Here is an 11,437-nt window from a genome sequence, read left to right as displayed (position 1 = left end):
AGCGCGGCGAATGACCATGACGGAAGAACGCGTGAGCGACGGGGGACGGCATGACCGGCACACCACTCGGCGAACCGGGATCGGCGCAGCACATCGTGCACCTGGTCTCATCGGGGGCGGCGTCCTCCCGCGCCGACCTCGTGCGCGAGCTGGGCCTCGCCCCCTCGACGGTCTCCCTGCGGGTGCAGGAACTCGTCGACGCCGGGCTGCTCAGCGAGTCCGGTGAGGGCGCGTCGCGCGGCGGCCGCAGGCCGCGGCTGCTGCGGGTGGCGCCGCAGGGCGGCGTGGCGCTCGCCGCGGACCTCGGCAGCCACCACGCGCGGCTCGGCGTCGTCGACTTCGGCGGCACCGTCACGGACGCCGTCGACCTGCCGCACGACATCACCGCGGGCCCCGAGTCCGCCGTGGACTGGCTCTGCGGCCAGGTCGACACCCTCATCGCACGCCAGCACGGCGAGGGCCACACCGTACGAGCGCTAGGCGTCGCCTTCCCCGGCCCCGTGCAGCCCGCCACCGGACGCGTCCTCAGCCCGTCCCGCATGCCCGGCTGGCACCGCTACCCGCTGCGGGACGTCCTGGCCGAGCGCCTCGGCATCCCCGTCACCGTCGACAACGACGCCACGATGATGGCCGTGGGGGAACACCGCGTGGCCCGCCCCGAACTCGACCACCTCGTGGTCGTCAAGGCCGGGCGCGGCATCGGCAGCGGCATCATCTCCGCGGGGCGCCCGCACGACGGGGCCAACGGCAGCGCGGGCGACATCAGCCATGTCCGCGTCGACGCCGCGGGCGACCGGCCGTGCAGTTGCGGCAACATCGGCTGCCTGGAGACCGTGGCCAGCGGCGCCGCCCTCATCCGCGAACTCGCCCTCCAGGGCGTCGAGGTGCGGGACACCGGCGATCTGCTGCGCCTGGTCGCGGACGGCGACCCGCAGGCCACCACCCTGGTCCGCACCGCGGGCCGGCACATCGGCACGGTCCTCTCCGTCGTCGTCAACTTCTTCAACCCCCAGGCCGTGGCGCTCGGCGGGGTACTCGCCACGGCCGAACCCCTGGTCGCCGCCGTGCGCGGCGTGCTCTACGAACGCTGCCTGCCGCTCGCCACGGCCGACCTGGAGATCACCACCACCGTCACCGGAGTCGACGCGGGCCTCCTCGGCGCCGGCCTCACCGCGCTCCGCGCCCACCTGCCGACCGCCCCGACCGCCCCGACCGTCCCGGCGCCCGCCGCCCCCGCACCCAAGGAAGAGAGCGCACCCGCATGACCACCTCCGCACACCGCCGCCTGCGCATCGGCATCGGCGGCATCGGCATCGAGTCCTCCACGTTCTGCCCGCACCGCTCCACCACGGACGACTTCCGCCAGACCCGCGGCCAGGACCTCCTGGACCGCTACACGTGGACGCGCCCCGAATCCGATCTCGCCGCCACCGTCGAATGGGTGCCGCTGCTGCACGCCACCGCGCTGCCCGGCGGCCCGGTGGAGGCGGAGTCGTACCTGACCCTCAAGGACGAACTGGTCACGCGCATACGGGAAGCTGGCCCGCTGGACGGCCTCGTGTACGACATCCACGGCGCGATGAGCGTCATCGGTCTGAGCGACGCCGAGGCGGACCTCACCGAAGCGGTGCGCGCGGCCCTCGACTCCGTGGGCACCCCGGACGGCACGGGCCGCCCGATGATCTCCACCGCCATGGACCTGCACGGCAACGTCTCGCGCCGTTTCGCCGAGCCCGTCGACCTGCTCACCGCCCACCGCCTGGCCCCGCACGAGGACGCCTGGGAGACCCGCGAGCGCGCCGCCCGCAACCTGGTGAAGTGCCTTCTCGGCGGGGCCAGGCCGCACCGCGCCTGGGTGCAGGTGCCCGTGCTGCTCCCCGGCGAGAAGACCAGCACCCGCCTGGAGCCCGCCAAGTCCCTCTACGCCTCGCTCGCCGCGATCGAGCGGCTGCCCGGCATCCTCGACGCCGCGATCTGGGTGGGCTACGCCTGGGCCGACGAACCGCGCTGCAAGGCCGCCATCGTCGTGACCGGGGACGACGCCGACCTCGCCGCCGCCGAGGCCGAGAAGCTCGCCCGCCGCTACTGGGACGCCCGCGCGGACTTCGTCTTCGTCGGGCCGACCGGCACGGCCGAGGAGTGCGTGGAGCGGGCCGTGGCCTCGGCGAAGCGGCCCTTCCTGATCAGCGACTCGGGCGACAACCCGACGGCGGGCGGCGCGGGCGACCTCGCGTACATGCTGGAGAAGCTGCTCGCGCACGACGCGATCCGCTCCGGCGAGGTCACCGCGCTGCACCCCGGCATCACCGATCCCGTGGCCGTGGCCCGCTGCTTCGAGGCCGGCGTGGGCGCCGAGGTCACGCTGAGCGTCGGCGGCAAGGTCGACGCGGGCCACGGCGGCCCGTACGAACTCACCGGCACCGTCGTCGCCCTCCAGTGCGCCATGGACCAGAAGGACCGCGCGGAGGGCGGCGCGTACGACCGCGGGGTCGACATGGCGGCCGTGCGCAGCGGCGGCCTCACCGTCGTCCTCGTCGGACGCCGCAAGCCGTTCCACACCCTGGCCGACTTCATGGGCCCGGCCGACGGCGGCCTGGGCATCGACCCGCGTACGTACGACATCGTGGCCGTGAAGATCGGCTACCTGGAGCCCGAGCTGTACGACATGGCGGCCGACTGGCTGCTCGCCCTCACCCCGGGCGGCGTCGACCAGGACCTGCCGCGGCTCGGCCACCACCGGGTGGAGCACCCGCTGTACCCCTTCGACGAGGACGCCTTCGGCACGGGGAACGGACCGGATCTGACGCCGGTCACACTGGCGCCGCTCGCCTGATGAGAAGGGGGTTCACCCGTGCGGGGGCGTCTGCGAAGGTGATCCCTTCGAGCCGCCCCGAGCGCTGAGGAGTCCCCCCGTGAAGCGTGCCGCCACCCTGTCCGCCCTGGTCTGCCTGCTGGCCGTCACGGCCGCCGCCCCCGCCTCGCCCGACGCGGCCCGGCGGCCTGACCGCCCGCACGGCAGCCTCCTCGACACCGTGCCGGAGCGGGGCGTCCTCAAGGTCTGCACGACCGGTGACTACGCCCCCTTCACCAAGCGGGACCCGAAGGACGGCACGTACAGCGGCATCGACATCTCCATGGCACGTGACCTGGCGAAGAGCCTCGGAGCCAAGCCGAAGTTCACCGCCACGACCTGGGCGAACCTCACCAAGGACGTCGCCGCGCGCCGCTGCGACATCGGCGTCGGCGGGGTGTCGGTCACCCTGCCGCGCGCCCGGCAGGTCTCTTTCGGCGAGCCCACGCGCGAGGACGGCAAGACGCCGATCGTGCGGTGCGCGGACAAGGACGAGTTCGGCGCGGGAACCCTCGCCGACATCGACGAGCCGGGCAGGACCGTCATCGTCAACCCCGGCGGCACGAACGAGGAGTTCGCCCGCGCGAACATCAAGCGGGCGACGATCAAGCTGCATCCGGAGAACACCACGATCTTCGAGGAGATCGTGGCGGGCCGTGCGGACGTGATGATGACCGACGCGAGCGAGACGCTCTACCAGTCGAGGATCCACCCCGAACTCTGCGCCCTCCACCCGGAGAAGCCCTTCACCTTCTCGGAGAAGGCCTACGCGACACCGCGCGGCGACGAGGACTTCAAGGAGTACGTCGAGCAGTTCGTGCACCTGGCCAAGCACGACGGCACGTACGCGAAGTACGAGGCCGAGTGGATGAAGTAGGTCATCCGGCGAGCCGCGCCGACGAGATCGCCGCCGCGGTCCGCTCCGCTCTCAGCGCCCTCCTGCGCAGCGCCGCTCGTTCCTCCTCGCCCGTGCCGCCCCACACGCCCGACGCCTGGCCCGTCCTGATTGCCCAGGACAGGCACTGCCCGCGCACGGGGCAGCGGGCGCAGACGCGCTTGGCGGCGTCGACTTCCCGTAATGAGGGTCCGGCGGTGCCGACGGGAAAGAACAGGTCGGGGTTCTCGTCGGCACACGCGGCCCGTTGCAACCACTCCATGGCGAGGCGGGTGCCCCTGCCCCACGGACGGAAACTCCGGCCTGATCGGCCGGTGCGCGGTTTGGCCGGGGGCCGCGGGGACATCCGGAGGGAATGACCGTACAGAAGAACACCGTGCTGGTACTGGACTGTTCGGAGCCCGAGGCGCTCGCCGAGTTCTACGCCGGACTGCTCGGTGCGGAGGTGCGGCTGAGCAAGGACCCCGAGTACGTGGAGGTCACCGGAGACAGCGGAGTCTGCCTCGCCGTCCACCGGGAGCGGGACTACATCCCGCCGAGCTGGCCCCGCCCCGAGGACTCGCAGCAGGCGCACCTGCGCATCATGGTCGCCCGGCAGGACATGGACGAGGCGGAGCGCGAGGCGATAGGCCTCGGCGCGCGTCCCGTGGACACCAAGAACAACCACGGGCCCCGGGACTCGCGCACCTACTCCGACCCGGCGGGCCACTCCTTCACGCTCGCGGCGGTTCCGGAGTAGCCCGCGGGGCCGGGTGGGCTCAGACCGAACGGTGGTACTGGTCGGGCACGTTGACCTCGGCGCCGAGTTCGCGTGCCGCGCGACGCGCCCACGACGGGTCGCGGAGCAGCTCGCGGCCGAGCAGGACCGCGTCGGCCTCACCGTTGGCGAGGATCTTCTCGGCCTGCTCCACCTCGGTGATCAGACCGACCGCGGCGACGGCGAGCTCCGTCTCGGCCTTGACGCGCGCGGCGAACGGCACCTGGTAGCCGGGCCCGACGGGGATGCGCACGCCCGCGGCGTTGCCGCCCGTGGAGACGTCGAGCAGGTCGACGCCGTGCGCCTTGAGCTCCGTGGCGAAGCGGACGGTGTCGTCAGCGGTCCAGCCCGCCTCCTCCAGCCAGTCGGTGGCGGAGATGCGGAAGAACAGCGGCTTGTCCTCGGGCCACACGGCGCGCACGGCGTCGACGACTTCGAGGGCGAAGCGGGTGCGGTTCTCGTAGGAGCCGCCGTACTCGTCGGTGCGCTTGTTGCTGTGCGGGGAGAGGAACTCGCCGATGAGGTAGCCGTGCGCGCCGTGCAGCTCGGCGATCTCGAAGCCGGCGTCCAGCGAGCGGCGGGCCGCGTCGGCGAACTGCGCCACGATCTCGCGGATCTCCTCGACGCCGAGCTCCGTCGGCACCGGGTGGTGCTCGTCGAAGGCGACCGGGCTGGGGGCGACCGCCTGCCAGCCGTGCGCGTCCGGGCCCACCGGGGCGCCGCCGACCCAGGGGCGGTCGGTGGAGGCCTTGCGTCCGGCGTGCCCGAGCTGGATGCCGGGGACCGTGTTCTGGCCCTTGAGGAAGTCGGTGATCCGGCGGAAGGCGGCGACCTGCGTGTCGTTCCAGATGCCGAGGTCGTAGGGGCTGATGCGGCCCTCGGGGCTGACGGCGGTGGACTCGACGATGATCAGGCCGGTGCCTCCGGCGGCCCGCGCCGCGTAGTGCGCGAAGTGCCAGTCCTGGGGCGCGCCCGCCTCCGGGCCCTCCGGCAGCGCCGAGTACTGGCACATCGGAGGCATCCACACCCGGTTGGGGATGGTCAGGGATCGCAGGGTGTAAGGCTCGAACAGCGCGCTCACGGCGGCCTCCATTCGTCACGGGCTGGTGTGCTGTTCGTACGATAACCCTCGTAGTACGGTGGATGTCAAACTACGAAGGTTCTCGTACAATGGCCCAAGGGAGATCCGGACGAAGGGGAGCCGTTATGACGACCGCCGCGAGCAGGACGCTCGCCCACCCCGAAACCGGGGAGATCACGCTCGAAGGCGTGCTGCACGCCCTCGCCGACCCCATGCGGATGCGGGTGGTACGGGACCTCGCGCGCGAGCAGGGCGCGGAGCTCTCCTGCTCCTACTTCGCGCTGCCCGTCAGCAAGTCGACGAGCACGCACCACTTCCGGGTGCTGCGCGAGAGCGGTGTGATCCGGCAGATCTACCGCGGCACCGCCAAGCTGAGCGTGCTGCGCCGCGACGACCTGGACGCGCTCTTCCCCGGCCTCCTGGACACGGTCCTCGCGGCGGCGTCCCGCCAGGCCGAGCGGCAGGCCGCCGCCGGAAGCTGACCCGCGCCCGTCGCGGACCCGCGCCCGTCACGGACCCCGCCTCAGCCGGGCGTGGCCCGCTCCGCAGCCCTGCGCAGGCCCTCCCAGTCCGGGATCTTCACCACGCCCCTGCCGAGCGAACGCCCCAGCTCGGCCTCGGCGCGCTCGATGGCCAGCCACCCCGGCCACTCCACCGGCCGCGGTCCCGCCGCGCGCAGCCCCGTCAGCGGATCTCCCGGCAGCTCCCTGCGTACGAGGTCAGGGGCGTCGTCCAGGAGGGACTGGACCGTCTCCTTGGCGCAGGGGCGGTTGGTGCCGATGACGCCGGTGGGCCCGCGCTTGATCCACCCCGCGACGTACTCACCGGCCGACGGCACCCCCGCGCGCAGCACCCGCCCGGCGGCGTGCGGCACCGTGCCCCGCTCCGGGTCGAACGGCAGCCCTTCGAGCGGCACCCCGCGGTAGCCCACCGAGCGCAGGACGAGCTGGGCGGGGATGTCCTCGTACCGCCCCGACCCGGTGACCCCGCCCCGGCCGTCCGGCAGCGTGCGCTCGAACCGCGCCCCGCCGACCCGGCCATCCGCACCCGCAGTCAGGGCGACCGGGCGCAGGAAGAAACGCAGCCTGATCCGCCGCGCGAGGCCGCGCGCGGGGCGCTCCGCCCAGCCGCGCAGCACCTCGACGTTGCGGCGGCTCGCCGCGGAGAGGCCCGAGGGGTCGGTGTAGGCGGGGTCGAGCGCCAGCTCCGCCGGGTCCACGACGACCTCGGTGTCCGGCAGCGAGCCGAGCTCCCGCAGCTCCTTGGTGGTGAACCTGGCCTGCGAGGGCCCGCGCCGGCCCACCATGTGCACCTCGCGGACCCGGCTGCCCGCGAGGATGCCGAGGGCCACGTCCGGCATGTCGGTGGGCAGCAGCTCGGCGACGCCGCGGGCGAGGATGCGGGCGACGTCCACCGCGACATTCCCCACGCCGATGACGAGGGCGGACTCCACGCCCCGCACGAAGCCGTCCGGGGCGAAACCCTCCGGCAGGGCGTCCGGATGCGCGCTGTACCAGGAGACGAACTCCGTCGCGGAGTGACTGCCGGGCAGCTCCTCGCCCGGCACCCCCAGCCTGCGGTCCGCCGCTGCGCCGACGCAGTACACCACCGCGTGGTAGAGGCTCAGGAGCCGGGCCGGGGGCAGGGCGCCGGGACCGATCTCGATGCCGCCCAGGAACCGGACGCGCTCGTGTTCGAGCACCGTGCGCAGGTTGTTCTGGAGGGACTTGATCTTCTCGTGGTCGGGCGCGACCCCGTACCGCACCAGGCCGTACGGGCAGGGCAGCCGGTCGAGCACATCGACCCGGACGTCCGGCACCCGGTCCTGCTGGACGAGCGACTGCGCGGCGTACACCCCGCTGGGACCCGATCCGACGACGGCGACGTGCAGCACTGTGGTGCTCCCTCCGCGAGGCGACCTCGGGACGGTTTCAGGATCGCATCCGGGGTGCGCCCTGTCAGGAGCGTGCGCGGCGCGGCATGCTTTCGCCGGGCCCGGGGGTCAGCCCATCTCGCGCATCCGGCTGATCTCGCTCGTCTGCTGGGCGATCACGTCGTTCGCCATCTCCTCGACCTGGAGGTTGTTGCCCTCGGAGAGCGCGTCCGTGGCCATCGTGACCGCCCCCGTGTGATGCGTGATCATCAGCTTCAGGAAGAGCTGGTCGAACGCCTCGCCCTTCGCGGCGCGCAACTGCTTCAGCTGCGCCTCACTGGCCATGCCCGGCATCGTCGCGTGGTCGTGCCCGTGCTGCTCGCGCGGGCCGCCGTGGCTCTTCAGCCACCGTTCCATGGCGCCGATCTCCGGTCTCTGGGCGGCGCCGATGCGGGCCGCGAGCCGCTTCACCTTGGCCGACTCGGCCCGCTTCGGGACGAGCGCGGTCATCGTCAGCGCCTGGCCGTGGTGCTCGATCATCATCTGCGTGTACGTGAAGTCGGCCGAGTTGGGGGTGTCGTCGTCGGTCCGCCGCTCCGCCGCCTCCTCCGCCGACAGCGTGGCGGCGCTCTCGCCCGGCTTTCCGGGGGCTATCACCGACGGTCCCGGCGAGGCCTTGCTCCGGGTGTCGGGTTCCGGGGCGGAGTCGCAGGCCCCCAGCGTGAGGACCGCGGCAGCCGCGAGCGCGGCGAGGGCGTACGTACGGCGGTTGGGGAGCACGGCGACCTCCGGTGACATACGGGCGAGTTGGGTCCGTCCTAGCACGTGGACGAGTGCTCGTGATCAAAAAACCGCATGACAAGCATGTTTCCCTCTATTGATCTGAGCATGATGAGAACGATACTGCGGGTGTCCGTGAACCGTTCAACTGTGAACGGCGACAAGGGAGGACGCAGTGACCCTGTTGAACAATTCCCGAACTCGGCGCAGACGCCTGGGAGTCGGTGCCGTGGCGGCCGGTCTCCTCGCCACGCTGCTCACCGTGGCGCCTGCCGGAGCGACACCCGACCCCGGTGACTCCGAAGCCGCGCCCAGGAGTGTCTCCAAGAGCGACGCCGCCGCGGCGCGCAAGGCCATCGAGCGCGGCGAGATACCCGGGCCGGACGAGATCGTCCACTCGGCCAACATCGAGCACGTGGCCAACGTCCCCAAGGACGCGCTGCCCGGCCCGAACACGGACATCGCCTTCCAGGGCCGTTACGCGTTCGCGGGCAACTACGACGGCTTCCGCATCTACGACATCAGCAACCCGAAGGCCCCGAGGACGGTCTCCCAGGTCCTGTGCCCGGGCTCGCAGAACGACGTCTCCGTCTCGGGGAACCTGCTCTTCCTGTCCACCGACTCCTCGCGCAGCGACAATTCCTGCAACAGCACCTCGCAGCCCGCGACGGAGAAGTCCTCCTGGGAGGGCATGAAGGTCTTCGACATCAGCGACAAGGCGAATCCCCGGTACGTCTCGGCCGTCGAGACCGCCTGCGGCTCCCACACCCACACGCTGGTGCCCAAGAAGCGCGACGTCTACGTGTACGTCTCCTCGTACTCCCCGAACGCGGCGTTCCCCGACTGCCGGCCGCCGCACGACGGGATCTCGGTCATCAAGGTGCCGCGCAAGGCCCCGCAGAAGGCCGCGGTCGTGAACTTCCCCGTGCTCTTCCCCGGTGAGGGACCCGACGGCGGCGGCAACCCGGGCGGACCCACCAACCCGGGCGTCAGCAAGACCACCGGCTGCCACGACCTGACGGTGCTGCCCTCCAAGGACCTCGCGGCGGGCGCCTGCATGGGCGACGGCCTGCTGTTCTCCATCGAGGACCCGGAGAACCCGAGGATCATCGACCAGGTCCAGGACAACGAGAACTTCGCGTTCTGGCACTCGGCGACCTTCAACCAGAAGGCCAACAAGATCGTCTTCACCGACGAGCTCGGCGGCGGCTCCGGCGCCACTTGCGACGAGGCCACCGGGCCGAAGCGCGGCGCCAACGGCATCTACGACATCAAGGGCAAGGGCGACAAGCGCGAGCTCGTCTTCCGCAGCTACTTCAAGATCCCGCGCCACCAGGCCGCCACGGAGAACTGCGTGGCGCACAACGGCTCCCTGATCCCCGTCAAGGGCAAGGACCTCATGGTCCAGGCCTGGTACCAGGGCGGCGTCTCCGTCTGGGACTTCACGAACTCCTCGAAGCCCAAGGAGATCGGCTACTTCGAGCGCGGCCCGCACAGCACCGACAAGATCACCTTGGGCGGTTCGTGGTCGGCGTACTACTACAACGGCCTGGTCTACTCGAACGACATCACCAAGGGGCTCGACGTCCTGAAGATCAACGACAAGCGGGTCAAGGCCGCGGAGCGCGTCCGTCTCGGCGAGCTCAACGTCCAGACGCAGCCCGACTACTTCGACTGAGGCCCCGCGGGCCGCTGAGGACGGAACGACAGCACAGAAGGTGTCCCGCCGGGCGGCGCCCCGTCCGGCGGGACACCGAGCTCCCACTCCAGGCCGTACCGCTGGAAGAGCTCGGCCCGCAGTGTCGCGAGCGGCATCGGGGCGCCCGGCATGAGCAGGGCGAAGACCGCGCCCATCAGCAGGGCGCGCAGCAGGGGATAGTCGCGGTCGACGTCGCACGAGCCGTACCGCTCGACGGTGTCGCGGAGCAGCTCCGCCAGGCGCTGCTGCTCGGCGCACTGCACGAAGCCCTCCACCTGGAGGATCCCCGCCATGTGCGTGCGCATGAGGAGCGGTTCGTCCCGGGCCAGGCCGAGGATCGCGTCGACCGCGCGGGCGAGGCGCTCCCGGCCGTCGGGCGTGCCGGGCCCGCGCTCCAGGGCGGCCTCCAGCGTGCGGTGCATCAAGCGGTGCACGGCCGACTGGAGGAGCCAGCGCTTGCCGGGGAAGTAGTACGACACCAGGCCCCGGGCCGCGCCCGCGCGGTCGGCGATGTCGCCGAGCGTCGTCGCTTCGTACCCGCGCTCGGCCACCAGCTCCACCGTCGCCTGAAGCAGCCGCTCCCGCGAACGCCTGCGGAGCTCTTCATTGACCGACGGGCTCCGCGGGGACATCCTGTAACTCCTGCGTTGACTGGCTCGGAGCCAATATACTCAGCGCGGGCCGGCCACGGGACCTTCTTGTGTCCCCTACGGGCCGGACGGGTCTGGAGCAGGCAACACCGCGGGGGAGTGTTGCCTGCTCACGGGCGGTTTCACGGCCGTGCGGGGGCGTCGTGGCCGACGAGGCCGAGCACCGCCCGCAGCGCGTCGGGCCGCTCGGCCACCGGCAGATGGTCCACGAAGTGCACCGCGCACCCCAGATCCGCGGCCCCGCCGTCGGCCCGCCGGTCGTCGCCGACCATGAGCACCTCGCGCGGATCGGCCCCCAGCGCGTCGCAGGCCACCGCGAAGAGGCGCGGGTCGGGCTTCTGGACGCCGTGCTCGTACGACAGGACGTACGCGTCGATGTGGCGGTCCAGGCCATGGGCGCGGAAGACGGGCCGCGGGTCCCACCCGATGTTGCTGACCACCGCGACGCCGACGCCCCGCTCGCGCAGCCCGGCGAGCACCTCGGCCGCGTCACCGTACGGACGCCACGCCGGCGGGGTCATGTGCCGGGTGTAGAGCGCGTCGTACAGGCGCGGATCGGGCAGCGGCACCTCGCGGGCGAGCCCCGTGAACGCGGCCCGGTGCTGCTCGGCGCTGCGGTCCCGCACCGCCCACAGCGCGGCCAGGTGACCGGGCACCTCGACCGGATGGGCCCCACCCGGCAGCGCGCCCGCCCGCTCAAGCGCAGCGGCGGTCCGCGCCGACTCGCCCTCGGCCCACGGCAGTCCGAGGCTGTCGAGCCCGGCGCGCAGCCAGTCCTCGGCGGACTCGATACGGAAGAGGGTCCCGGAGAAGTCGAAGAGCACGCCCTTGATCGTCATGAGCGGGATCCT

12 protein-coding genes are annotated in these 11,437 nt (G+C 72.2%); 6 read left to right on the top strand and 6 right to left on the bottom strand.

Annotation, left to right across the window (positions count from 1 at the left end; all coding sequences use genetic code 11):
• The first annotated feature begins 50 nt into the window (after positions 1-50).
• The 3 genes from ACZ6JY_RS17055 (at position 51) to ACZ6JY_RS17045 (ending at position 3,728) form a co-directional block, all read left to right on the top strand.
• Entirely contained in the window at positions 51-1,265 is a 1,215-nt protein-coding gene (locus tag ACZ6JY_RS17055) for an ROK family protein (RefSeq protein WP_469196749.1), read from the top strand.
• Positions 1,262-2,833 carry a M81 family metallopeptidase gene (locus tag ACZ6JY_RS17050; RefSeq protein ID WP_469196748.1) on the top strand — a complete coding sequence of 524 codons (1,572 nt, stop codon included), beginning with the start codon at positions 1,262-1,264 and terminating at the stop codon, positions 2,831-2,833. Before ACZ6JY_RS17055 ends, ACZ6JY_RS17050 begins: the two co-directional genes overlap by 4 nt.
• A gap of 79 nt (positions 2,834-2,912) precedes the next feature.
• On the top strand, positions 2,913-3,728 hold the full coding sequence (locus ACZ6JY_RS17045; RefSeq protein ID WP_469196745.1) for a transporter substrate-binding domain-containing protein: 816 nt from the start codon (positions 2,913-2,915) through the stop codon (positions 3,726-3,728).
• 1 nt (position 3,729) lies between these two features.
• Here ACZ6JY_RS17045 and ACZ6JY_RS17040 read toward each other — a convergent pair whose 3' ends face one another.
• Positions 3,730-4,008 (bottom strand): WhiB family transcriptional regulator, encoded by a 279-nt coding sequence (locus tag ACZ6JY_RS17040; protein ID WP_469196743.1) that lies wholly within the window; start codon positions 4,006-4,008, stop codon positions 3,730-3,732.
• A gap of 93 nt (positions 4,009-4,101) precedes the next feature.
• Between ACZ6JY_RS17040 and ACZ6JY_RS17035 the strand changes: the two genes are divergently transcribed.
• Positions 4,102-4,485, top strand: coding sequence for a VOC family protein (locus ACZ6JY_RS17035; RefSeq protein WP_469196742.1), 384 nt, complete (start codon positions 4,102-4,104; stop codon positions 4,483-4,485).
• A 19-nt stretch (positions 4,486-4,504) separates the two neighbouring features.
• Here the strand turns inward: ACZ6JY_RS17035 and ACZ6JY_RS17030 are convergent, their stop codons facing one another.
• Positions 4,505-5,584: an NADH:flavin oxidoreductase/NADH oxidase gene (locus ACZ6JY_RS17030; RefSeq protein ID WP_469196740.1), complete on the bottom strand. Its 1,080-nt coding sequence runs from the start codon at positions 5,582-5,584 to the stop codon at positions 4,505-4,507.
• Between the two features lie 125 nt (positions 5,585-5,709).
• Between ACZ6JY_RS17030 and ACZ6JY_RS17025 the strand changes: the two genes are divergently transcribed.
• Entirely contained in the window at positions 5,710-6,066 is a 357-nt protein-coding gene (locus tag ACZ6JY_RS17025) for an ArsR/SmtB family transcription factor (RefSeq protein ID WP_469196737.1), read from the top strand.
• 41 nt (positions 6,067-6,107) lie between these two features.
• Here the strand turns inward: ACZ6JY_RS17025 and ACZ6JY_RS17020 are convergent, their stop codons facing one another.
• Together ACZ6JY_RS17020 and ACZ6JY_RS17015 are read right to left on the bottom strand one after the other, a co-directional pair.
• Positions 6,108-7,478, bottom strand: a complete 1,371-nt coding sequence (locus tag ACZ6JY_RS17020; RefSeq protein ID WP_469196735.1) for an FAD-dependent oxidoreductase — start codon at positions 7,476-7,478, stop codon at positions 6,108-6,110.
• A gap of 108 nt (positions 7,479-7,586) precedes the next feature.
• The gene (locus ACZ6JY_RS17015) at positions 7,587-8,255 is read right to left on the bottom strand and encodes a DUF305 domain-containing protein (protein ID WP_469196733.1); all 669 of its coding nucleotides are present in this window, start codon (positions 8,253-8,255) and stop codon (positions 7,587-7,589) included.
• Between the two features lie 157 nt (positions 8,256-8,412).
• Here ACZ6JY_RS17015 and ACZ6JY_RS17010 point away from each other — a divergent pair, with 157 nt between their 5' ends.
• Complete coding sequence (locus tag ACZ6JY_RS17010) at positions 8,413-9,915, top strand: LVIVD repeat-containing protein (protein ID WP_469196731.1); 1,503 nt, start codon at positions 8,413-8,415, stop codon at positions 9,913-9,915.
• Here the strand turns inward: ACZ6JY_RS17010 and ACZ6JY_RS17005 are convergent.
• Both ACZ6JY_RS17005 and ACZ6JY_RS17000 read right to left on the bottom strand, forming a co-directional pair.
• On the bottom strand, positions 9,903-10,568 hold the full coding sequence (locus ACZ6JY_RS17005) for a TetR/AcrR family transcriptional regulator (protein ID WP_469196729.1): 666 nt from the start codon (positions 10,566-10,568) through the stop codon (positions 9,903-9,905). The two genes, ACZ6JY_RS17010 and ACZ6JY_RS17005, sit on opposite strands and share 13 nt — an antisense overlap.
• A gap of 140 nt (positions 10,569-10,708) precedes the next feature.
• The gene (locus ACZ6JY_RS17000) at positions 10,709-11,425 is read right to left on the bottom strand and encodes an HAD family hydrolase (RefSeq protein WP_469196727.1); all 717 of its coding nucleotides are present in this window, start codon (positions 11,423-11,425) and stop codon (positions 10,709-10,711) included.
• Positions 11,426-11,437 lie beyond the last annotated feature (12 nt).

The sequence above is a fragment of the Streptomyces sp. NPDC046335 genome, from assembly GCF_055587985.1.
The sequence above is the reverse complement of the archived record's forward strand: the minus strand, read 5'-3'. Positions and strand labels throughout refer to the sequence as shown.

Coding starts and splice junctions, on each gene's coding strand:
- ACZ6JY_RS17055 (WP_469196749.1), top strand. CDS start 51: ATGACCGGCACACCACTCGGCGAACCGGGATCGGCGCAGCACATCGTG.
- ACZ6JY_RS17050 (WP_469196748.1), top strand. CDS start 1,262: ATGACCACCTCCGCACACCGCCGCCTGCGCATCGGCATCGGCGGCATC.
- ACZ6JY_RS17040 (WP_469196743.1), bottom strand. CDS start 4,008: ATGGAGTGGTTGCAACGGGCCGCGTGTGCCGACGAGAACCCCGACCTG.
- ACZ6JY_RS17035 (WP_469196742.1), top strand. CDS start 4,102: ATGACCGTACAGAAGAACACCGTGCTGGTACTGGACTGTTCGGAGCCC.
- ACZ6JY_RS17025 (WP_469196737.1), top strand. CDS start 5,710: ATGACGACCGCCGCGAGCAGGACGCTCGCCCACCCCGAAACCGGGGAG.
- ACZ6JY_RS17015 (WP_469196733.1), bottom strand. CDS start 8,255: ATGTCACCGGAGGTCGCCGTGCTCCCCAACCGCCGTACGTACGCCCTC.
- ACZ6JY_RS17005 (WP_469196729.1), bottom strand. CDS start 10,568: ATGTCCCCGCGGAGCCCGTCGGTCAATGAAGAGCTCCGCAGGCGTTCG.
- ACZ6JY_RS17000 (WP_469196727.1), bottom strand. CDS start 11,425: ATGACGATCAAGGGCGTGCTCTTCGACTTCTCCGGGACCCTCTTCCGT.